Source organism: Aeromicrobium sp. (genome assembly GCF_023146395.1).
Taxonomy (GTDB): Bacteria; Actinomycetota; Actinomycetes; order Propionibacteriales; family Nocardioidaceae; genus Aeromicrobium.
Genome location: NZ_JAGLCD010000006.1, coordinates 99744 through 121458, shown reverse-complemented (window position 1 = coordinate 121458; position 21715 = coordinate 99744). Strand labels below are relative to the sequence as shown.

Annotated in this window: 17 protein-coding genes; 10 read left to right on the top strand and 7 right to left on the bottom strand. The window is 72.2% G+C overall.

The window, feature by feature from the left end; translation table 11 throughout:
* Window positions 1-17 precede the first annotated feature (17 nt).
* Window positions 18-503 (top strand): DUF3093 domain-containing protein, encoded by a 486-nt coding sequence (locus KAG51_RS05650; RefSeq protein ID WP_290581512.1) that lies wholly within the window; start codon window positions 18-20, stop codon window positions 501-503.
* A 2-nt stretch (window positions 504-505) separates the two neighbouring features.
* Window positions 506-943, top strand: coding sequence for a DUF4235 domain-containing protein (locus KAG51_RS05645; protein WP_290581510.1), 438 nt, complete (start codon window positions 506-508; stop codon window positions 941-943).
* Between the two features lie 72 nt (window positions 944-1015).
* Here KAG51_RS05645 and KAG51_RS05640 read toward each other — a convergent pair whose 3' ends face one another.
* The 3 genes from KAG51_RS05640 to KAG51_RS05630 form a co-directional block, all read right to left on the bottom strand.
* Complete coding sequence (locus KAG51_RS05640; protein WP_290581507.1) at window positions 1016-1315, bottom strand: DUF4193 domain-containing protein; 300 nt, start codon at window positions 1313-1315, stop codon at window positions 1016-1018.
* Between the two features lie 139 nt (window positions 1316-1454).
* A complete protein-coding gene (locus KAG51_RS05635; RefSeq protein WP_290581505.1) occupies window positions 1455-2261 on the bottom strand; it encodes an inositol monophosphatase family protein in 807 nt (268 codons plus the stop codon).
* Window positions 2262-2284: 23 nt separating this feature from the next.
* Window positions 2285-3328 (bottom strand): ferrochelatase, encoded by a 1044-nt coding sequence (locus KAG51_RS05630; RefSeq protein ID WP_290581503.1) that lies wholly within the window; start codon window positions 3326-3328, stop codon window positions 2285-2287.
* A gap of 67 nt (window positions 3329-3395) precedes the next feature.
* On the opposite strand from KAG51_RS05630, the gene KAG51_RS05625 reads away from it, so the two are divergent.
* The 3 genes from KAG51_RS05625 to sepH all read left to right on the top strand — a co-directional run bounded on the left by KAG51_RS05625 (window position 3396) and on the right by sepH (window position 9203).
* Complete coding sequence (locus KAG51_RS05625) at window positions 3396-4604, top strand: MFS transporter (protein ID WP_290581501.1); 1209 nt, start codon at window positions 3396-3398, stop codon at window positions 4602-4604.
* 12 nt (window positions 4605-4616) lie between these two features.
* The gene (locus tag KAG51_RS05620; RefSeq protein ID WP_290581499.1) at window positions 4617-8015 is read left to right on the top strand and encodes a bifunctional proline dehydrogenase/L-glutamate gamma-semialdehyde dehydrogenase; all 3399 of its coding nucleotides are present in this window, start codon (window positions 4617-4619) and stop codon (window positions 8013-8015) included.
* 138 nt (window positions 8016-8153) lie between these two features.
* Window positions 8154-9203, top strand: coding sequence for a septation protein SepH (gene sepH / locus KAG51_RS05615; RefSeq protein ID WP_290581497.1), 1050 nt, complete (start codon window positions 8154-8156; stop codon window positions 9201-9203).
* A gap of 3 nt (window positions 9204-9206) precedes the next feature.
* Here the strand turns inward: sepH and KAG51_RS05610 are convergent, their stop codons facing one another.
* The 4 genes from KAG51_RS05610 to KAG51_RS05595 are packed head-to-tail and all read right to left on the bottom strand — an operon-like array spanning window position 9207 to window position 14243.
* A complete protein-coding gene (locus KAG51_RS05610) occupies window positions 9207-9860 on the bottom strand; it encodes a thymidine kinase (protein ID WP_290581495.1) in 654 nt (217 codons plus the stop codon).
* A gap of 7 nt (window positions 9861-9867) precedes the next feature.
* Window positions 9868-10941: a nucleotide pyrophosphatase/phosphodiesterase family protein gene (locus KAG51_RS05605; protein ID WP_290581493.1), complete on the bottom strand. Its 1074-nt coding sequence runs from the start codon at window positions 10939-10941 to the stop codon at window positions 9868-9870.
* A gap of 18 nt (window positions 10942-10959) precedes the next feature.
* Window positions 10960-11535: a DUF5998 family protein gene (locus tag KAG51_RS05600; RefSeq protein WP_290581490.1), complete on the bottom strand. Its 576-nt coding sequence runs from the start codon at window positions 11533-11535 to the stop codon at window positions 10960-10962.
* The gene (locus KAG51_RS05595; RefSeq protein ID WP_290581488.1) at window positions 11535-14243 is read right to left on the bottom strand and encodes a bifunctional GNAT family N-acetyltransferase/acetate--CoA ligase family protein; all 2709 of its coding nucleotides are present in this window, start codon (window positions 14241-14243) and stop codon (window positions 11535-11537) included. The genes KAG51_RS05600 and KAG51_RS05595 overlap by 1 nt, the downstream gene beginning before the upstream one ends.
* Window positions 14244-14379: 136 nt before the next feature.
* On the opposite strand from KAG51_RS05595, the gene KAG51_RS05590 reads away from it, so the two are divergent.
* The 5 genes from KAG51_RS05590 to KAG51_RS05570 are packed head-to-tail and all read left to right on the top strand — an operon-like array spanning window position 14380 to window position 21705.
* Window positions 14380-16842 (top strand): DNA topoisomerase (ATP-hydrolyzing), encoded by a 2463-nt coding sequence (locus KAG51_RS05590; RefSeq protein WP_290581486.1) that lies wholly within the window; start codon window positions 14380-14382, stop codon window positions 16840-16842.
* A 4-nt stretch (window positions 16843-16846) separates the two neighbouring features.
* Window positions 16847-17557: an LppX_LprAFG lipoprotein gene (locus KAG51_RS05585; RefSeq protein ID WP_290581484.1), complete on the top strand. Its 711-nt coding sequence runs from the start codon at window positions 16847-16849 to the stop codon at window positions 17555-17557.
* A gap of 10 nt (window positions 17558-17567) precedes the next feature.
* The gene (locus KAG51_RS05580; protein WP_290581482.1) at window positions 17568-19310 is read left to right on the top strand and encodes an MFS transporter; all 1743 of its coding nucleotides are present in this window, start codon (window positions 17568-17570) and stop codon (window positions 19308-19310) included.
* Between the two features lie 10 nt (window positions 19311-19320).
* Window positions 19321-21180: an LTA synthase family protein gene (locus KAG51_RS05575; RefSeq protein WP_290581480.1), complete on the top strand. Its 1860-nt coding sequence runs from the start codon at window positions 19321-19323 to the stop codon at window positions 21178-21180.
* 33 nt (window positions 21181-21213) lie between these two features.
* Window positions 21214-21705, top strand: a complete 492-nt coding sequence (locus KAG51_RS05570) for a carbonic anhydrase (protein ID WP_290581478.1) — start codon at window positions 21214-21216, stop codon at window positions 21703-21705.
* The last annotated feature ends 10 nt before the right edge of the window (window positions 21706-21715 follow it).

Here is a 21715-nt window from a genome sequence, read left to right as displayed (position 1 = left end):
GACCCTAGACTGGCGCCGTGACGCACCGCGAACGCCTGACCGCTCCCGTCGCCTGGTGGATCGGCGCCACGGGATTCGGTCTCACGTGCGGCTGGCTCGTCTTCGTCGCGACCACCCCGGTCATCGCAGCCGTCGCGGCGGCCGCGGCCGCGGCGGTCGGCTACGGCTTCGTGGCCGCCTACGGCGCGTTGCAGGTCGCGGTCGACGCCGAGCTGCACGCCGGACGCGCGCACATCTCCCCGGAGTTCCTGGGCGAGGTCGAGATCCTCGACCGCACGGCGTACCGCGAGGTCATGGGCCCGCGCGCCGACGTCCGCGCGTGGCTCGCGACCCGGCCCTGGATCGACACCGGCGTGCGGGTCACGATCCAGGACCCCGCCGACCCCCACCCGTACTGGCTGCTCGGAAGTCGTCGGCCCGATCACCTGGCTGCCGCGATCGAGGACCTGCGGCAGACTGGTCGCCGCACCTCCGCCGGCGGTGCACCGCAGAAGGGAGTCTGACCGTGGCCAAGCGACGTCAGCGCACGAAGGACGCGACGCCGGTGGTGGCGTCCCCCACCCCGAAGCAGGGACGCAGGTCCAAGACGGCCTGGAAGCTGATGGACCGCTCCACGACCCTCGCGGCCTCCGCGGCGGCTCCGGTCGTGGCGGCCGGCGCGTGGCGGGCCGTCACCGGTCGCAAGCCCCCGACCTCGTCGGACAATCCCGAGGTCGAGCTCCGCGAGGCGATCGGGTGGGCCATCGTCGGCGGCGCCCTCGTCCAGGTCGTCAAGGTCGCGGTGCGTCGCCAGACCGCTCAGTACTGGGTCCGGTCGACGGGCCAGCTTCCGCCGGGCATGAAGGGCATCATGGGCGACCGCATGGCCGACGAGGTCGCCGAGGCCAAGGCCGAGCACGCCGCGAGCACCAGGAAGAAGAACAAGAAGAGCCGCAAGCGCTAGGCGGACCAGGGGGCGAGGCCGGCCGCGGGTCGTCTCAGACCGTCGGGCCCGACCCGCGGACCAGACCTGGACTCAGTAGGCGCAGTCGCGGCAGATGAACTGGCCGTTCTTCTCCTCGGCGAGCTGGCTGCGGTGGTGCACCAGGAAGCACGAGCTGCAGGTGAACTCGTCGAGCTGCTTCGGCACGACCTGGACCGCGAGCTCCTCGTGGGAGAGGTCGGCACCGGGCAGCTCGAAGGACTCGGCCGCCTCGACCTCGTCCTCGTCGACCTTGCCGGAGTTCTTCTCGTGGCGGCGGGCCTTGAGCTCCTCGATGGAGTCCTCGGACTGCTCCTCCTCGGTCTTGCGGGGAGCGTCGTAGTCGGTGGCCATGCGTGTGTTCCTCCAGCGTCAGGCGTACCCGGGTGTGTGGGCGGTCAAGCGACGTCACAGACCCCGACCTCGGGTGCGGGTCGAGCGTCCGGCCGGGTGATTGTTGCACACCGGCCCCAGCGCCGCTGTCGGCGCCGCGTCAGAACCCACAAGCGCGCACGAGCGCGAAATATTCCGCCGCGACGTCAGGGTGGGCGCCCATCACGAGGCGGCGGTCCGGAGGGCCGTCCAGGCCGGCCAGCAGCACCCCCGCCTCGGTCGCCACGAGACCCCCTGCCGCCAGGTCCCACGGGTGCAGACCCTGCTCGACGTAGGCGTCGACGGTGCCCTCGGCCAGGGCACACAGGTCGAGGGCGGCCGCACCGACGCGACGGACGTCGCGGACCTGGGGCAGCAACCGAGCGACGGACTCCCCCTGGGCCGCCCGGACCTCGGGCTCGTACCCGAAGCCCGTCGCGACGAGCAGGTGCGCGACCGGTGGTGGCGCGGGCGCGGCGATGCGGCGCGGTGTCCCGTCCAGGCGGAACGCTCCCCCGCCCAGGGTGGCTCCCCACTCCCGGCCGTCGGCCACGTTGACGACGAAGCCGGCCAGGACCTGGTCACCCCGACGCGCGGCGATCGAGACGGCATAGGCCGGGACGCCGTACATGAAGTTGACGGTGCCGTCGATCGGGTCGACGACCCACTCGACACCGCTCGTGCCCACGACGGTGTCGCCTTCCTCGCCGAGGAAGCCGTCGCCGGGCCGCGCTGCGGCCACCCGGGCCCGGATGAGCTCCTCGCTCGCCCGGTCGATCGCCGTGACGGGGTCGGTCGCACTGGTCTTGGTGTCGGCGACGGGCACGCGGCCCTCGGGCCTGAGGCGACGCACGAGCGCCGCGGCCTCTCGGCCCACCGAGGTCGCGAGGTCCAGCAGCAGCTGCGACTCCGCCGTCGCGGTGCTCACGCCCGGCCCCGGGGTCGTGGGGCTCACACGAGCGCCGTGCGGGTGGAGCGGGGATTCAGGCAGCAGGTCGCGGCGCAGTGGTCGGCCCACGGCGGCAGATCGCCCACCGTGACGCGCTCGGGCGACTCCTCGCGCAGCGCGGCGGCCCGCTCGAGCACGAGCTCGCGCACCATCTGGATGAAGGCCGGCGCGGTGTCGGGGGTGTCGACACGGACGTAGGTCAGCCCGAGACGCTCCGCGGTGGCCGAGGCCTCGGTGTCGAGGTCGTACACGACCTCCATGTGGTCGGAGATGAAGCCGATCGGGACGACCGCGACCGACGACACGCCCCGTCCCGCCAGCTCCTCGAGGTGGTCGTTGACGTCGGGCTCGAGCCACGGCACCTGTGGCGGTCCGGATCGGGAGCAGTAGACGAGGTCGTGGTCGGCGTGGCCGACCGCCTCGCTCACGAGCCGCGCGACCTCGCGGTGCTGCCGCTCGTACGCGAACGCGCCGGGGCCGCCGGAAGCCTCGTTCATCGACGTCGGGATCGAGTGGGTCACGAAGACCAGCCGCGTGTCGGCGGGTGCCGCGTCGAGGCAGGCCCGGACCGCATCGGTGATCGGGCCGACGAAGCCCGGGTGGTTGAAGTAGTGGCGCAGGCGGTGCAGACGCACGTCGAGCCCTTCGGACGCCTCGAACAGGTCCTCGCGGTACTGACGGCAGCCGGAGTAGGACGAGTAGGCGCTGGTGACGAAGCACGCGATCTCGCGGTGCCCGTCGGCGACCATCTGCTCGAGCGTCTCCCGCAGGTACGGGTCCCAGTTGCGGTTGCCCCAGTAGACCGGGAGGTCGATGCCGTGCGCCCCCAGATCGGCCTCGATGCCGGCCAGCAGGGCGCGGTTGGCGTCGTTGATCGGGGACCTGCCGCCGAAGCCGAAGTAGTGCTCCCCCACCTCGACGAGCCGCTCGCGCGGGATCTGCTTCCCGCGGGTCACGTTCTCGAGGAACGGCACGACCTCGTCGGCATGCTCGGGGCCTCCGAACGAGACCAGCAGGATCGCGTCGAACGGTGCGGTGTCACCCATGACCCCATCGTGTCACCCCCCACCCTGCATCGCTCTAGAGTGGCCCCCGATCGACAGGAGGACGACCGTGGCTTCGCCGTACCGCGTCGTGCTCTCACGCCCGGGCGCTTTTGCGTTCAGCGCGACCGGGCTGGTCTCGCGGCTTCCCTTGTCGATGCTCGGCCTGTCGATCGTCGTGGTCGTTGCCGGCCGCACGGACTCCTACGCGTTCGCCGGCACGGTGTCGGCGGCCTACGTCCTGGCGGCAGCGGCGACCGCGCCGCTGCAGGGGCGGCTCATCGACACCTGGGGCCAGGCGCGGGTCCTGACGCTGTGGGCCCTCGGATTCGGCACGGGCGTGATTCTGCTCGTGGCCGCGATCTCCGGCGACCTCGCGCCGCCGCTGCCCCACCTGGCGGCGGTCCTCGCCGGTGCCGCCACGCCTCAGACGGGCAACATGGTCCGCGCACGGTGGTCGCACCTGCTGGGCGACCCGTCCACGACCGACCCCCGCGAGCTCAACACGGCCTTCGCCCTGGAGGCCGTGCTCGACGAGGTCGTCTTCATCGTGGGCCCGGTGCTGGCCACGTGGGTCACGCTCCAGGTCCACGAGTTCGCCGGGATCGCGCTCGCAGGGGTCGCCGGCACGTTCGGCAGCCTGGTGCTCGCCCTGCAGCACGCCACGGCGCCGCCCGTGGTCCGCCGTGCGGCTGGTCCACGGGTGCCGCTGGACCGACGGGTCCTCGTGCCCGTCGTGGTCGCGAGCATCGGGATCGGCGTCATCTTCGGCGCCGCCGAGGTCGTCGTGGTGGCCCTGACGCAGGAGCAGGGACGCCCCGGCCTGGCCGGTGTCATGCTCGCGATCTGGGCGGCGGGCAGCCTCGGCGCCGGCGTCGTGCTCGGTCTGACCCCGGCACCGCCGGACGTCGTCCGGCGCCTGCGCGCGGCCTTGGTCGCCCTGACGCTCTCGTTCGTGCCCCTGACCCTGCTGCCTCGGCTGGAGTGGGTCGCGGTGTGCCTGTTCGTGGGGGGCGCCGCGATCTCCCCGACGCTCGTCGCGGCCGTGCACCTGGTGCGCGAGAACGTCCCGGCAGCGCGGCTGACCGAGGCCCTGTCCTGGACCACGCTGGGCCTCTCGGTCGGTGTCGCCCCCGGCGCAGCCCTGTCCGGATGGGTCGTCGACCACGCCTGGAACGCCTCCGCCGGCTTCCTGGTGCCCCTCGTCGCCGGGGTCGTCGCGACCGGCGTGGCGCTCAGCTTCCGCCTGCCGGAGCGAAGCGACGCCCTCCGGCACTAGGCTGGGGTCGCCATGACCGACGCTCAGCACCTGCCCGCGCGCGCCGTAGCCCTGGCGCGCTCCTGGGTCGACTCCACGCCCCGCCGCGCCCGCGTCGATCCCTCGGCCCGACGCCTGGCCGAGCTGCTCTCCGACGCCGACGGACTCCAGTTCACGATCGACTTCGTCGACCGGGTCATCCGCCCGGAGGACGCCCAGGTCGCCGCCGCCAACCTGCGCCGGCTCGCCCGCCGCGCCCCGGCCTTCCTCCCCTGGCACCAGAGGTCGGCCCTGCGGTGGGGCGCCCGTGTGTCGCGGGTGGCCCCCGGGTTCGTCGTCCGCACCGCCACCACGGTGCTGCGCCGGCTCGTCGGGCACCTCGTGGTCGATGCCCGACCCGAACCGCTCGGCACCACGATCGGCCGCCTGACCAAGGGCGGCAACCGGCTCAACCTGAACCTGCTGGGCGAGGCCGTGCTGGGTGAGGCCGAGGCCGAACGTCGACGCGACGCCGTCGTCACGCTGCTCGGCCGTCCCGATGTCGACTACGTCTCGGTCAAGGTCTCCTCCGTGGCGAGCCGCCTGTCCCTGTGGGGCTTCGACGCCACCGTCGAGCGCGTCGTCGGCCACCTCCAGCCGATCTACGCGGCCGCCGCCCAGGCCGACGAGCCCAAGTTCGTCAACCTCGACATGGAGGAGTACCGCGACCTCGACCTGACGATCGCGGTCTTCACGCGTGCCCTGGACGCCTTCCCCGACCTCACCGCCGGCATCGTGCTGCAGGCGTACCTGCCCGACGCGCACGAGGCGTACGAGCGACTGCACCGCTGGGCGTACGAGCGTCGACTGCGCGGTGGAGCGGCCGTCAAGGTCCGGGTCGTCAAGGGGGCCAATCTCGCGATGGAGCGGGTCGACGCCGAGCTGCACGGCTGGCCCCTGGCCACCTGGGGGTCGAAGGTCGAGACCGACGCGTCCTACAAGCGGCTGCTCGACACCGCCCTGCACCCCGATCGGGTCGACGCGATCCGCGTCGGCGTCGCCGGGCAGAACCTGTTCGACATCGCCTGGGCCTGGCTGCTGGCCGAGCAGCGCGGCATCACCGAGGCGATCGACGTCGAGATGCTGCTCGGCATGGACGCCGGTCCGGTCCGAGCCGTCCGCAAGACCGTCGGCAACGTCCTGCTCTACACGCCGGTCGTGCACCCCGACGAGTTCGACGTCGCGATCGCGTACCTGGTCCGGCGCCTCGAGGAGAACGCGAGCAGCGACAACTTCCTCTCCTCGGTGTTCCGCCTGGACGACGCCGCGACCTTCACCCGCGAGGCCGAACGGTTCCTCGCCTCGGTCGACCTGATGCCGCGCGAGGTCCCGTCGAGGCATCGGGTCCAGGACCGGCGCACCGAGACCTTCTCGACCGACGTCGCGACGTTCGCCAACACGCCTGACACCGACCCGGCCGTCGCGGGCAACCGCGCGTGGGCCCTGGAGCAGCTCGAGCGCAGCGTGTACACGACGATGGGCGTGGGAACGCTCGAGGAGGCCCGCATCCACGGCCCGGCCGGGCTCGAGACGCTGGTGCGCCAGACCCGGGCGGCAGCGCGCACGTGGCAGGCGCGCGACGTCCAGGTCCGCAGCTGGCTGCTGCACCAGGCCGGGCACGCGCTGGCCCACCGCCGCGGCGACCTGGTGGCCGTCATGGCCGCCGAGGCCGGCAAGACCGTCGCCCAGGCCGATGTCGAGGTCAGCGAGGCGATCGACTTCGCGCACTACTACGCCGAGGCGCTCGTGCGGCTCGAGGCCGTCGACGGCGCCCGTTTCGAACCGTCGTCGCTCACGGTCGTGGCTCCGCCCTGGAACTTCCCCGTGGCCATCCCGGCGGGGTCGATGCTGGCGTCCCTGGCGGCCGGCAGCGCCGTCATCGTCAAGCCTGCGCCGCAGACCCCGCGCACCTCCGCCGTCGTGGTCGAGGCCCTGTGGCAGGCCGGGGTCCCCCGTGACGTCCTGCGTCTCGTCGCGATCCCGGAGGGCCCGCTGAGCAAGGCGCTCGTCGCGCACTCCGACGTCGACCGCGTGATCCTCACGGGAGGCTGGGAGACCGCGCGACTGTTCCGCTCGTGGCGCCCGGAGCTCCAGCTCCACGCGGAGACGAGCGGCAAGAACGCGCTCGTGGTCACCCCGAGCGCCGACCTCGACCTCGCGGTCGCCGACCTGGTGCAGAGCGCGTTCGGCCACGCCGGCCAGAAGTGCTCGGCCGCCAGCCTGGCGATCCTCGTCGGCTCGGTCGGAGAGTCCGACCGCTTCCGCCGCCAGCTGATCGACGCCGTCAGCTCGCTGCACGTCGCCCATCCCACCGATCCCTCCGCCGAGATGGGCCCCCTGGTCGAGCCGCCGGGTGAGAAGCTGCAGGCCGGGCTCACCCAGCTCGGCGAGGGCGAGACCTGGCTCGCCGAGCCGCGTCAGCTCGACGACACGGGCCGGCTGTGGTCGCCCGGCGTGCGCGACGGCGTGGCGCCCGGCAGCGAGTTCCATCGCACCGAGTACTTCGGTCCGGTGCTCGGCCTGATGCACGCTCCCGATCTGGCGACCGCGATCGCGTGGCAGAACGCCACCGACTACGGCCTGACCGCCGGTCTCCACTCGCTCGACCCCGACGAGATCGCGACGTGGGTCGACGCGGTCGAGGCCGGCAACCTCTACGTCAATCGCGGCACGACCGGCGCCATCGTGCAGCGCCAGCCCTTCGGTGGCTGGAAGCGCTCCACCGTCGGTCCGACCACCAAGGCCGGTGGACCGAACTACCTCGTGCGTCTGGGCGGATGGTCCCCCCGCCCGGTCCGCCGGGTGCCGGACGTCGAGCTCTCGGCCGACGTCCTGCAGCTGCTGCAGGTGCACGGCTTCACCGACCTCGCGTCGGAGGACCTCGCCTGGCTCGACGTCGCTGCCCGCTCCGACGAGCTGGCGTGGCGCCGCGAGTTCGGCCTGACCAAGGACGTCTCGCGCCTGTCTGCCGAACGCAACCTGCTGCGATACCGGCCCGTGCCGGTCGTGGCGCGCGTCGAGGGCTCCCGGCGCGACGTGCTGCGCCTGGTGCTCGCGGCCGTCCGCGCCGGCGCACCGCTCGTCGTCAGCACCGACGTGCGCATGAGCGTCACGGGGGCCGAGATCCACGTGGAGGACCACGACGCGTGGTTGGAGCGGCTCGACCGCACCCGGCCCGAGCGGGTGCGGCTCGTCAGCTCCTCCCGCGTCGAGGCGGCCCGCGCCGTCGAGGGCGATCCGGACGTCGCGTTCGTGGAGGGTCCGGTGACCCAGTCCGGGCGCGTCGAGCTGCTGACGTTCCTGCACGAGCAGTCGATCTCGATCACGCACCACCGGTTCGGCAATCCCGTGCCCGCCCTCGACGGTCTGCTGCCCCGCGGTCCGCGCCGGTGACCCCGGCGGGGGTGCCGGGCCCCGGGCGGCCATCAAGCCCGGCGGGGGTGCCGGGCCCCGGGCGGCCCTCAAGCCCGGCGAGTCATCCCGGAATCTGGCCCACGCGGGGCGACAATGGCCGGACAGCAAGGAGGCGACATGCGTGAGCTCGGACCGGATCGCGCGAGCGACGACGGCACCTCACTCGTCGCTCGTGACCCGGCCACCGGCGAGGAGTTCCGCGTGCCGGTCGACGACCGGCTGCACCGTCTGGTCGCCCTCGCCGAGCAACGCCGCCTGTCGGGCCAGGCCGGCCGCGAGACCATCAGGCCCAGGGAGACCACCATGGCGAACGAACCCCGGATGCAGAGCGCACTGAGTCCGCGCGAGATCCAGACCAGGATCCGGCGCGGTGAGACCGTGTCCGAGGTCGCCGACGCGGCAGGGGTCCCCGTCGCCCAGATCGAGGGCTTCGCGACGCCGGTGCTCGCCGAGCGCGCCTACATGGCCGAGCAGGCCCGCGCCACCCCGCTGCGTCGCAAGCACGTCGGCGGTGCACCCGTCGCGCTCGGCGAGCTTGTCGACGGGTGCCTGGCCACGACGGGATTCGTGCCGGACGATGCCGCCTGGGACGCCTGGCGACGTGAGGACGGTCGGTGGGCGGTCCTGGTCACGCCGGTCGGCGAGCCGGCCGCGCACTTCGTCTTCGACGTCAAGAGCCGGTACGTGCTGCCCGCCGACGACGCCGCCCACGGGCTGGTCGGCGACGTCGCGCACCCCGACGAGTCCTCCGACATGGCCCTGGCCGACGCGGTGCGCTCCGGGGAGGAGCCCCTCGTGACGGCCGCCCAGGTCGTCGCCGAGGACTACGCCGCGAGCGCGTCCGTCGCGTCGCTGAAGGAGGCGCGCGACCGCCGAGCCCTGGAGCAGATGGCGCAGTCCGGGCCCGCGTCGCCGGGCGCCGACCACCCGACCGAGCAGCTCGACTTCAGTGACCTGGAGGACGAGCACGCCGAGGAGGCCCAGCGCGAGGCCGAGTCCGCCGCGCCACAGGCCGCGAGCACGGAGGACCAGGACACGCCTGAGCCGGCGTCCGAGCGGGCGCCGGAGCCGCAGAGCGAGCCGGTCAGGTCCGAGGACCGGCGCAAGCACGAGCGACGCCGCGTCCCGAGCTGGGACGAGATCATGTTCGGCGGCCGCGACGCCTGAGCGTCAGTCGAACGGCAGCACGTCGGGCGACATCGCGGCGGCCTGCGCGACGGCCGCGGTCATGCGGCGGCGGTGGTGGCGCCGGCAAAGCACCTCGTACCCGATCTGCGGGGCAGGACGGTCCGGGTCGTCGACGTCCCCCACCACGATGACGTCGCCCTCGGTGACCATGATCCCGTTCTCGGTACGTGCGTTGTGCGTCGCGCGCGAGCCGCACCAGCACAGCGTCTCGACCTGCAGGGTCATGACACGGTCGGCCAGCTCCACGAGCCGCGCCGAGCCCTCGAAGAGCCGCGTCCGGAAGTCGGTCAGGATGCCGAAGCAGAACACGTCGATGTCGAGCTCGTCGGCGATCCGGGCCAGGGTGTCGATCTGGTGCGACGTGTAGAACTGCGCCTCGTCGGCCACGATGTAGTCGATCCGTTGCGCGTGCGTGAGCTCGTGGACGACATAGCCCCAGAAGTCGAAGTCCGCGTCGACCTCGATGGCCTCCACCGACAGCCCGAGGCGGCTCGAGATGACGCCCTCGCCGGCCCGGTCGCGCGAGGTGAACACGCGGCCCTGCCGGGCCCGCGCCCGATGGTTGTGATCGACCTGCAGCGCGAGCGTGCTCTTGCCGGAGTCCATCGTGCCGGAGTAGAACGTCAGGTCAGCCATGTCGCCCTCATCCGATCAGCAGGGGGATCCGGGTCTCGGTCTCGCTCGTGGAGCCGTGGAAGCCGACCATCTCCATCTCCCGGGCGAACTCGCGGGAGCTGAAGACGGCGAAGTCACCACGAGCCGCCACGACGACGTCGCCGAAGCGGCCGGCCACGGCAGGGTCGAGCGGCCCGAACCACTCCTCGCACTCGGCCCGCAGCCGGACCTCGGCGCGGTCACCGAGCTCCTCGCGCCACCGGTCGGCCACGAGCTCGGGCGTCGCGGTGTGCAGGTGGCGGAAGCGGGCCTCCCCGGCGATCAGCTCGACACCGTCGAGCAGGCGCGGGTGCTCGTCGACGTCGAACCGTCCGTCACGGGGCAGGTCGATCATGCCGTGATCGGCCGTGATCAGGAGCCGCACGTCCTCGGGAAGATCGGCCCGCAGACGGGCGAGGTCCGTGTCGACGCGGCTCAGTTCGTCGCGCCACTGCGGCGAGGTGCACCCGTGCTGGTGGCCCGTGTGATCGAGATGGGACTCGTAGGCGTACACGGCCGGTCGACCGGCCGCCTCCGCCAGGTCGAGCAGCACGTCGTGACGCTCCCAGGTGGAGGTCACGCCGTGGTACGGCACGTCACGCTGGCTGCACGCGGTCAGGCCCGATCCGGCGAAGCGCGCCTCGTTGACCGCGGCGACCGCGACGCCCGCCCGAGCCATCTGGGCCAGCACCATGGGATGCGCCTGCCAGGCGCGCGGGTCGAGCGGCTGGTCCCACTGGATCGAGTTGAGCCGCTCCCCCGTCTCGGGCACCCGGACGGTGTAGCCCGCCACCCCGTGCTGGCCGGGCCTGACGCCGGTTCCCAACGAGGTCAGGCTCGTGACGGTCGTGGACGGCACGTTGCTGCGGACGTCTGGCACGGCGTCGAGACCGCTGAGGAACGGGGCGTGCTGCGCGTGCTCGCGGAGGTTGACCTCCCCGAGCCCGTCGACCAGGAAGAGCACGTAGCCCCGAGCGGGTGGCAGCCCCACGACGTCGACGAGTCCGTCGACGCCCATCGCCGCACCCACCGAGGGCCAGAAGTCGTGGATGCGCGCGGTCACCGGGCTGGTCAAGGCGGGTCAGCCGCGGCCGAGGGCCGAGGGGCGAGAGGTGACCGCGGAGAGGTGGCGGGCGAACTCGAGCAGCTGCTCGACGGCCTGTCCTCCGTCACCGGCGCTGGCCAGCCGCAGGGAGAAGTCGTCGCTGCTGACCGACCCGGTGTAGCCGTGGTCGGCCTCGCAGTCCGGGTCGTCGCAGCGCGCAGGCTCCAGGTCGACGCGCGAGACCGCGCCCCAGCCGATCGTCAGCACGGCCTCTTCGAGCTTGCCGGCGGTCGAGACGATGCGGGTCACGACGACCGACGCGATGCGATCGAGACCGACGGCCTCGGAGGTCGTGGAGGTGTAGGGACGCGGCACGAGATCGTCCGGCGGGTGCTCGTCGGTGTGCAGGAGCACGACCCGGGTGTCGGTCACGACCAGGACCGTCATGTGCCGGCGGATCTCGTCGCGGTCGAAGGTCGGCTCGTGGTGCGCGACGAACGCCCAGACCTCCTCGCCCGCGAGAGCGTCACGCAGGCCGTCGGCGACGATGTCCGGGTAGTAGCCGCTGCGGGAGATCGCGGCGTACAGCTCGCCGGTGCGGTCGTGGGCCATCACGCCAGCGTATCGCCCAGCGCACCGGCCGGGTTGAGTCGACGGGCGTACCACTCGCCACGGCGGTCCTGGGTGGGCACGACCTTGGCCCGCGCGCTCAGCACCGTGATGCCGTCGGAGCGGACGACCACGGGCTCCAGGTCGAGCTCGGAGACCTCCGGGAGGTCGTCCTTGAGCGCCGCGATGCGCAGCAGCACGTCGTGGATGCGGGGGACGTCGACCGGGTCGGAACCGCGGTAGCCGAACAGCAGCGGGGCGGCCCGCAGATCGGTGACCATGGTCGAGACGTCGACGTCGGTCAGCGGCGGGATGCCGTAAGTCCGGTCGCCGAGCAGCTCGCTCGGCGCACCGGACAGCCCGAACGACACCAGCGGCCCGAACAGGCCGTCCTCCGAGGCGCTGAAGGCCAGGGGCACGCCGTCGGAGACCGTGCGCTGCACGTAGAAGCGGGTGTCGGAGCGGACCCCGGACCAGCGCGACATCTCGGCCCACGCGCGACGCATGTCGTCGGCCGAGGTGATCGAACGCCAGATGTGGGCCAGGTCGGGTCGGGCCCGCAGGTGCTCGCTGCCGGCCTTGAGGACGACGTCCCAGCCGAGCTGCTCCCCCGCCACGACCGCCTCGTCGGCGTCGTGCACGTTGATCCAGGTCCACATGTCGATGCCGTAGCAGTCGAGCAGCGCGTGCACCTGCTCGGTCGACAGCACCGCGCCGCGCGGCGCGAGCTCGAGCACCTGGTCGATCAGGGCCCGGGCGTCACCGGCGCGGATGTCGTCGAACTGGGCGAAGTCACCGTGCTCGCGAGAGGCCCACTCGGCGTAGTTGACGACGCGGGCGAGCGCCCGGACGGCGGACTCCGGCGCTGAGTAGGACGGCACCGATCCGCGACCGGCCGCGCCGCCGGCGACATCGGGCACACGCAGCAGCTCGGGGACGCCCTCGCTGCCGAGGAACGTCGACACGATGGGCTTGTCGGACTGCTCGCCGATCGCGGCCAGCACGTCGGCGACCTCCTCGCCGCTGGTGTTGAGCGGGGGGATGTAGACCACGACGAGCGCGTCGACCAGCGGATTGGCCAGGGCGTTCTCGATCGCGGCCTCGAAGTCCTCCGCGTCGGCGGACGCGCCGAGCGAGACGGGCTTGAGGACCTCCAGGCCCGCGGCGCTTCCGGCGTCGGCGACGAGCAGGGCCATGGCGTCGGAGTTGCCGACGATCGCGACCCGGTTGCCGCGCGGCAGCGGCTGGTGGGCCAGGACCTGCGCGACGTCGAACATCTCGTCGAGCGTGTCGACCTGGATGACCCCCGCCTGGCGAAACATCGCGTCGACCGCGGCCTGCGGCGCGGAGCTGCGGCGCACCGTGTGCCCGACGGGCACGCCCTGCGTCGAGCGCCCCGACTTCACCGCCACGATCGGCTTGGTGGCCGCGACCCGTCGCGCGATGCGCGAGAACTTGCGCGGGTTGCCGATCGACTCCAGGTACAGCAGGACGACCTCGGTCGCGTCGTCCTCCTGCCAGAACTGGAGCAGATCGTTGCCCGACACGTCGGCGCGGTTGCCGGCCGACACGAAGGTCGAGAGTCCGAGGCCACGACGCGAGACCGACTCCAGGATCGCCGTGCCCAGGGCTCCGGACTGACAGAAGAAGCCCACACGGCCCTGCGGCGGCATCGCCGGCGAGAGCGAGGCGTTGAGCTGGCGGTGCGGGGCCGTGTTGATGACGCCCAGGCAGTTCGGGCCGATCAGGCGCAGGCCGTAGGACCGGCAGAGCCCGAGCAGAGCCCGCTGTCGCTTGCGTCCCTCGGCTCCCTCCTCGGCGAAGCCGGCCGAGATCACGACCAGGCCGTGCACGCCCTTGGCCGCGCAGTCGAGCACGACGTCCGTGACGGACTCGGCGGGCACCGCGACGATCGCGATCTCGACCTCGTTGGGGATGTCCTGCACCGAGGCGTACGCCGGCAGGCCCGACACGGCCTCCGCGCTGCTGTTGACGGCGTAGACCGCGCCGGAGTAGTCACCCAGCACGAGATTGCGCACCATCGCCTGGCCGATCGAGTCCTGCCGCCGGCTCGCGCCGATCACGGCGATGCTGCGGGCGTCGAAGATGCGGGCGATCGACGCCGCCTCGGCCCGCTGCTCGCGGGCCCGCATGACCCCCACGGCGGTGTCGGTGGCGTCGAGGGGGAAGGTCAGCTGCTGCACGCCGTCGGCGAGCTCGGCCGTGAGCGAGTAGCCCATCTCCCGGAAGACCTGGAGCATGCGGCTGTTGCTCGGCAGCACCTCGGCGTGGAAGCGCTGGAGCCCGCGCTCGCGACCGGCCTGCGCGAGGTGCTCCAGCAGGAGCTGTCCGATGCCGCGGCCCTGGTGCGCGTCCTCGACGAGGAACGCGACCTCGGCCTCGTCGTCGCTCGTGGCGTCGTAGCGTCCGACCGCGATGATCTGGCCGTGCAGCGTCATGACGAAGGCGACCCGCCGGTCGTGGTCGACGACCGTGAAGCGCCGGACGTCGCGGGCCGAGAGCGTGGGGTACGGCGCGAAGAACCGGAAGTACTTCGACTCCTCCGAGACCCGGTCGTAGAACGCGATGAACTCGTCGGAGTCGGCCGCGACGATGGGGCGCAGCTGGGCCACGCGGCCGTCGCGCAGCAGGACGTCGGCCTCCCACTCGGGAACCGGGTGCAGGTCCTCCACTTCGGGCGCGTCGGTCACACGGTCAATCTACCGCCTGCGTCGCCCCGCAGGACTCGCACCGGAGCCGCCCGGCGTGGCACCTGCCGCCCGGTCGGCGGCGACCGCCACAATGGTGGGCGGTCCCGAGCCGCGGGACGGCAGTGGGAAGGACGGCATGGCACGCAGGACGAGCACGGGCACCGAGGTCGAGGACGACTTCGAGGAGCACATCGTCGACACCGATATCCGCGAGGAGATGCGGTCGAGCTTCCTGGAGTACTCGTACTCGGTCATCTACTCGCGGGCGCTGCCCGACGCGCGTGACGGCCTCAAGCCCGTGCAGCGCCGCATCCTCTACACGATGGACGAGATGGGGCTGCGCAGCGACCGTGGCCACGTCAAGTCGGCCCGTCCCGTCGGTGAGGTCATGGGCCGCCTGCACCCGCACGGTGACAGCGCGATCTACGACGCCCTCGTCCGGCTCGTCCAGCACTGGTCGCTGCGGCTCCCGCTGATCGACGGCCACGGCAACTTCGGCTCACCCGACGACCCGCCGGCCGCGATGCGCTACACCGAGTGCCGCATGGACCCGGCCGCCGAGGCCATGACCGCCTCCATCGAGGAGGACACGGTCGACTTCCGGCCCAACTACGACGGCCGTGAGACCGAGCCGGTCGTGCTGCCGGCCGCCCTGCCCAACCTGCTCGTCAACGGCGCCTCGGGCATCGCCGTCGGCATGGCCACCAACATCGCGCCGCACAACCTGGTCGAGGTCGTGCAGGCCTGCCGGCACCTGATCGCGCACCCCACCGCCTCTCTCGACGACCTGATGCGCTTCGTGCCCGGCCCCGACCTGCCCACCGGCGGCAAGATCATCGGCCTCGACGGGGTCCGCGACGCGTACGCCACCGGCAACGGCTCGTTCCGCATGCGCGCCACGGCCCGCATCGAGCAGGTCGGGCGCCGCAAGGCCGTCGTCATCACCGAGCTGCCGTACAACGTCGGCCCGGAGAAGGTCATCGAAGCCGTCAAGAAGCTCGTGCAGTCCAAGAAGCTGCAGGGCATCGCCGATCTCAAGAATCTGTCGGACCGGCACTCCGGGCTCGAGATCGTGATCGAGGTCAAGAACGGGTTCGTGCCCGAGGCGATCCTCGAGCAGCTGTACAAGATGACGCCGCTCGAGACCTCCTTCGGCATCAATGCCGTCGCGCTGGTCGACGGCCAGCCGCGCACGCTCGGGCTGAAGGAGATGCTCGAGGTCTACCTCCAGCACCGCTTCGACGTCGTCCGCCGGCGCACGGGCTTCCGCCGCGCCAAGGCCGCGGCGCGTCTGCACCTGCTCGAGGGACTGCTGCTCGCGCTGGTCGACATCGACGAGGTCATCCAGCTGATCCGCAGCAGCGAGAACCGCGGTGAGGCCCGTGATCGCCTCATGACCGTGTTCGACCTGTCGACCGAGCAGGCGGAGTACATCCTCAACCTCACGCTCGGCCGCCTCACCCGCTACGACCGCATCGCCGTCGAGAACGAGATCGCCGAGCTGCGTCGCACGATCGAGGAGCTCGACGCGATCCTCGCCGACGAGACCCTGCTCCGGTCGGTCGTGGGCGACGAGCTCGCCGCGATCGCGAAGCAGTTCGGCACCCCGCGCCGCACGATCCTGCTGGCCTCGGCCGGGCAGACGGTCACCGCGGCCACCCCCGTCGAGGTCGCCGACGACCCGTGCTGGGCCCTGCTCTCGGCCACCGGCCTGCTGGCCCGCACCGCCGACGCGACGCATCCCGGCCCCGTGGAGTCCCGCGCCGCGCACGACGTCGTCGTGGCGGCGGTGCGCACGACCGCCCGCGGGCAGGTCGGCATCCTCACCAGCGACGGCATCGTCCGCCGGGTCTCCGTGCTCGACCTCCCGGCACTGCCGCCCACCGCGGGTGCACCCTCGGTGCAGGGCGGGGTTCCCGTCGGCGAGCTCATCAGCACGGGTGCGCGGATCGTGACCCTGATGACCTTCGGCGACGACCAGCCCGGCCTGGCGCTGGGCACCCGCCAGGGCACGGTCAAGCGGGTCCGTCCCGACCACCTCAAGGGTCGCGACGAGTGGGAGGTCGTCAGCCTGGGCGAGGGTGACGAGATCGTCGGGGCCGTCGACCTCGTCACGGGACGCGAGGAGCTCGCATTCGTCACGTCCGACGCCCAGCTGCTGCACTTCGGTGCCGACCTCGTCCGCCCGCAGGGGCGCAGCGGCGGCGGTGTCGCGGGCGTCAAGCTCGCGGCCGGCCAGCGGGTCGTCGCCTTCGGGGCCGTGCGTGACCCCGAGCAGGCCCATGTCGTCACGATCGCCGGCAGCAGCGACGCCCTGCCCGGCACCGAGACGGGATCGGCCAAGGTCACGCCGTTGTCGGCCTACCCGGCCAAGGGCCGGGCCACCGGCGGCGTGCGCTGCCAACGGCTCCTGCGGGGCGAGGACGCCCTCGTGGTGGCGTGGGTCGGCGACGGCGCACCGCTGGCGTGCGCCGCGAGCGGGTCGCCCGTGCCGCTGCCCGAGATCGATCCCCGTCGCGACGGCTCCGGCACCCCGCTGGACCAACCCGTCCTAGCCGTCGCTGGACCTGCGGGTGGGCTCGTGCCCGTGTCAGACTGACGTCGTGCGCTCACCCCGACTCGCCCTCCTCGGCCTGCTGATCCCCGTGCTGCTGGCCGGCTGCACCGGATCGGACGACGCCGTCGACCCCGACACCGCGGCAACGCGGCTCGACACCGCGGCCGAGACCCTGGGGCAGGCCGAGCGCCTCGATTTCTCGATCGCGGTCGACGGCACGCTGCCCAGCGGGGTGCAGGGACTGGAGTCCGCCAAGGGTTTCGGCAACCGGACGCCGGCCTTCGAGGGCGACGTCACGATCGCAGCCGGTGGCACGAGCTTCTCGGCCGAGGTGGTCGCGGTCGACGGGCAGCTGTGGGCCAAGCCGGGGTTCTCGCCGGACTTCTTCACGATCGACCCGGCCGACTACGGCGCACCCGACCCGGCCACGTTGATCGGCGTGCCCGGCGAGGGCGTGGTCGCGCTGCTGAGCGACGTCGAGGTCGAGGCGACGAGCCAGGAGCGCGACGGCGAGACCGTGCTCACCGCGATCTCCGGCACGGTCCCGGGTGAGCGGGTCGCCGCGCTGATCCCCTCCGCCGATCCCGACACCGACGTGGAGGTCGTCGTCCGCCTGACCGACGACGACGAGGTCCACGACCTCACCTTGACCGGCGTGTTCTACCCCGGGTCCGACGAGGTGACCTACGTCGTCACGGTCGCCGCCTCCGACGAGTCGCCCGTCATCGAGCCTCCCACCCGCACCGGCGGAGCGTGAGCGGCACGCGATGACCGAAGCCGCGGTCCGGGTCGCCACCCGGGGCCTGCTGACCCTCGCCGCCGTCGCGATCGGGTTCGCCGCGGCCGACACCTACGTCGTCGTCCTGGCCCTGCCCGACATGATGGCGTCGGTCGGCCTGGACATCGACGAGCTGCAGCGTGCCGCACCGGTCGTCTCGGGCTTCCTGCTGGGCTACGTCGCGGTGCTGCCGCTGATCGGCCGCATCGCCGACGTCCGCGGACGCCTGCCGGTCCTGACCGGCTGCCTCGTGGTCTTCGCGATCGGATCGATCGTCACGGCGGCCGCCTACGACCTGGAGTCGATGGTGGCCGGACGATTCATCCAGGGTCTCGGCGGCGGCGGTCTGATCCCGCCGACCCTCGCGCTCGTCGCCGATGCCTGGCCGCCTGAACGCCGCGGCCTGCCCCTCGGAGTCGTCGGAGCCGTGCAGGAGCTCGGCAGCGTCCTGGGTCCGCTCTACGGTGCGGTGGTCCTCGCCGTCGGCGACTGGCGCGACATCTTCTGGCTCAACGCCGCCGTGGGCGCCCTGATCGGCGCGGCGATCCTGAGCCTGCGCGGGGGCGACACGGCGGGCACCGAGACGCTCAAGTCCTCCGAGACACCCGTGGGCCACCGCGACTGGGTCGGGGCCGTCCTGGCACTGGCGGCGCTCGCACTCCTGGTCGTCGTGCTGCTCGAGCCGGACTCGCTGACCCGCGGCATCACGTCCGGGCTGGCCTTCATCCCGGTCGTGGGCGACTCACGCTGGCTCACACCGCTGGCGCTGGCGCTCTACGCGTTCCTCCTGGTCTTCGTGCTGCGCGAGGTCACGGCCCGTCGTCCCCTGCTCGCCGTGCGCGCCTGGCCAGCGGTGGCGCGCGAGGTCGACCTCGTCGGCGCGACGCTCATGGCCGTCGCCCTCGGCACCGTGATCGTCTCGTTCGCCTCGGCCGACCCGGAGCAGCACGCGATCTCCGAGGACGCACCCGTGCTCCTGTCGGTCGGGGCGGTCGCGGTCGTGGCGTTCGTGCTGCGGCAGCGCACGGCCCGTCGGCCGCTGATCCCCCGTGCAGCCCTGACCGCGCGCCAGGCGTGGGGCGCCGTCGCGGTCTCCTTCCTGATCGGTGGCTCCCTGATCGCAGCCCTGGTCGACATTCCCCTGTTCGCCCGGCTGACGGTGCACCGCGACTCCCAGCTCGACGCGGCGCTCGTGCTCGTCCGGTTCCTCGTGGCCCTTCCGATCGGCGCCGTGCTGGGCGGCTGGCTGCTCCGTCGCGTCTCGCCGGCTCCCCTCACCGCGGTCGCGATGCTCCTCTCGGCGGGCGCGTTCTGGCACATGTCGACCTGGAGCACCACGTCCCTGGAGTCGCCGGTCGAGACGTTGTCGCTCGTCGTGGGCGGCCTCGGCTTCGGCCTGGCGATCGCTCCGGTCAACGCGGCGCTCCTGGAGCACACCGCCGATGCCGTCCACGGCGTCGCCAGCGCGCTGCTCGTGGTCGCGCGCATGGTCGGCATGCTGATCGGGATCTCCGCGCTGACGACGCTCGGGCTGAAATCGTTCTACGCCGAGGCCGGCGGCATCGACTCCCCCGCGGACGTCTGCGGCAGAACCACCCGCTGCCGCGCGTACGACGACCTCGTGCTGGAGGCCGGGATCGCCCAGCTGCACACCGTGTTCGCTGCCGCGGCGGTGCTCGCGCTCGCCGCGGCAGTCCTGGCTCTCGTCGTCCTGCGCCGCAGCACTCGTTAGTATTGCGTTGGTGTCGTGGTTCCCCGTGCTGCGTCGGAGCAGCGCCACCGACGTCCTGCTCGCCGCAGTGGCGACCTACCTCGCCGTGCGCCTGCTCGGCTCCTCGATCAACCGCGAAGCCGTGCAACGGGGTCTGGAGCCACGCGGGGTGTTCGACGATCTCGTCGGGCTGGCCCTGGTGTGGGTCCTCCTGAGCCTGCTGATGGTCGTCACCCGTCAGCGCTGGCTCGTGCTGGCGCTCGTGCTCGGCCTGGCCGTGGCGGGCCACGTCGCCCAGGTCGAGAAGCTCGCGGTCCTCGGGGTTCCGCTGCTCCCGACCGACCTGGCCTTCGCCACCAGCCCGGAGTTCCTGGCCACGCAGACCCAGACCGCCACGATCGTCGTCCCGCTGCTCGGTGCAGTCGCGGCGGTCGCGGTCGCCGCCTGGCTCGACCACCGTCGGCGCCGGCACGTGCGCACTGCCTCCGACTCCGAACGCCGTCGGCGCCGCATTGTGAGCCTCGCGCTCGCCCCGGTGCTGGCGCTGGCGACGGCGACCGCGGTCGACTTCAACCGTCCGGACAATCGTCTGCGAGCGTGGTACGAGCCCGAGCGCATCGGCTGCTGCGCCTGGGGACAGCTCGAGAACTACCTCCAGAACGGCTTCGTGGCTGGCTTCCTGACCAATGTCCCGACCCTGGTGATGCAGCCCCCGCCCGACTACAGCCGCGAGCGGATCGAGGAGATCGTCGCCCGGTACAGCCAGGACCGCCCCGATCCTGACGGCACGACCCTCGCCGACGTCGACCTCGTCGTGGTGCTGTCGGAGAGCGTGGCCGACCCGACCCGTCTCGCCGGTCTCACGATCGACCGCGATCCGCTGGCGCACCTGCGCGCTCGGGGTCTCGAGGGATGGTCCGGCCAGACGGTCAGCTCCTACTACGGCACGGGCACCTCGACGATGGAGTTCCAGGTGCTCACGGGCCAGTCGATCGGCCTGATCGAGCCGCAGATCTTCTCTCCGTACCAGTCGGTCGTCGCCGGACGCTCGAAATTTCCCTCGGCCGTGGGCTGGCTGAGGTCGCACGGCTCCGACGCCGTCGCCGTGCACCCGTACAGCGGCGACCTGTACCAACGTCGTTCGGTGTACGACACGCTGCAGTTCTCGCAGTTCCAGGAGAGGCGGGACTTCACCTCGGCGACGCCGCTCGAGGGCAACCCCTACATCTCCGACGCAGACGCGTTCGACGCGACCCTCGACGTCCTGGACGATGCGACCGACCCGACGCTGGTCAACCTCGTGACGATCCAGAACCACAGCCCGTTCTTCGCCTGGTACGAAGGCCTGCCGACGATCGAGGGGCTCATCGGCGAGGGCGACCAACAGATCCACCTGGCCACCTGGATCCGCGGCGTCGAGCTCAGCGACCTCGCCCTGGAAGAGTTCCTGAGCGAGGTCTCGACCCGGGAGCGCCCCACGGTCGTCGTGTACTACGGCGATCACTACCCGCCGGTCCTCCCCAGCTCGCTGCGCGAGGCGAACGAGCCGGTCGAGACCCTCCTGACCCCCGTGCTGCTCTGGTCGAACACCGAGGTCCTCGACCCGGGCCGCGACCTCGGGGTCGTCGACGCGACCTCGCTGCTGCCCCTCGCCGCCGAGATGATCGGCGCTCCGCTCCCGCCGTACTACCGCCTCCTCCAGCACGTGCAGGACGTCGTGGGCTCGGTCGGTCGCGGCGTCATCGTCACACGCGACGGGCAGCTCCTGGACGATCAGGACCTCACCTCGGAGCAGCGCCAGGTGCTCGAGGACTTCGAGCTCGTGCAGTACGACTTCTCGGTCGGCGAGGGCTTTGGCATCGATCCGCTCTGGTACGACTGGGTTCCGTGAGCACACGCCCGGCGCTCCCGATAATCTGCCCGCATGGCTTTTGACGACCTTCTCGCCGCGAACCGGACCTATGCCGACGACTTCCACCACGGTGGCTTCGACGGCATCGCTCGTGCCGGGGTCGCGATGGTGACCTGCATGGACTCGCGCATCGATCCGCTGCGCATGATCGGCCTGGAGGCCGGTGACGCCAAGATCCTGCGCAACCCGGGTGGCCGCGTGACCGACCAGGTCCTCGTGGCCGTCGTGCTGGGCGTCACGCTCCTGCAGGTGCGACGGGTGCTCGTGGTACAGCACACCCGCTGCGCGATGGCCTCGGCACCCGAGGAGGAGCTGCAGGCCCGGGTCGGCACCGCCACCGGCACAGACGCGAGCTGGATGACGCTCGGCGCGATCACCGACCAGGAGGCCACGATCCGCGCCGACGTGCACAAGATCGAGAGCCACCCGCTGGTGCCGGACGACCTGGAGGTCGGCGGCTTCGTCTACGACGTCGACACCGGACTGCTGCGCCCCGTCGTCTGAGCCAGACGTC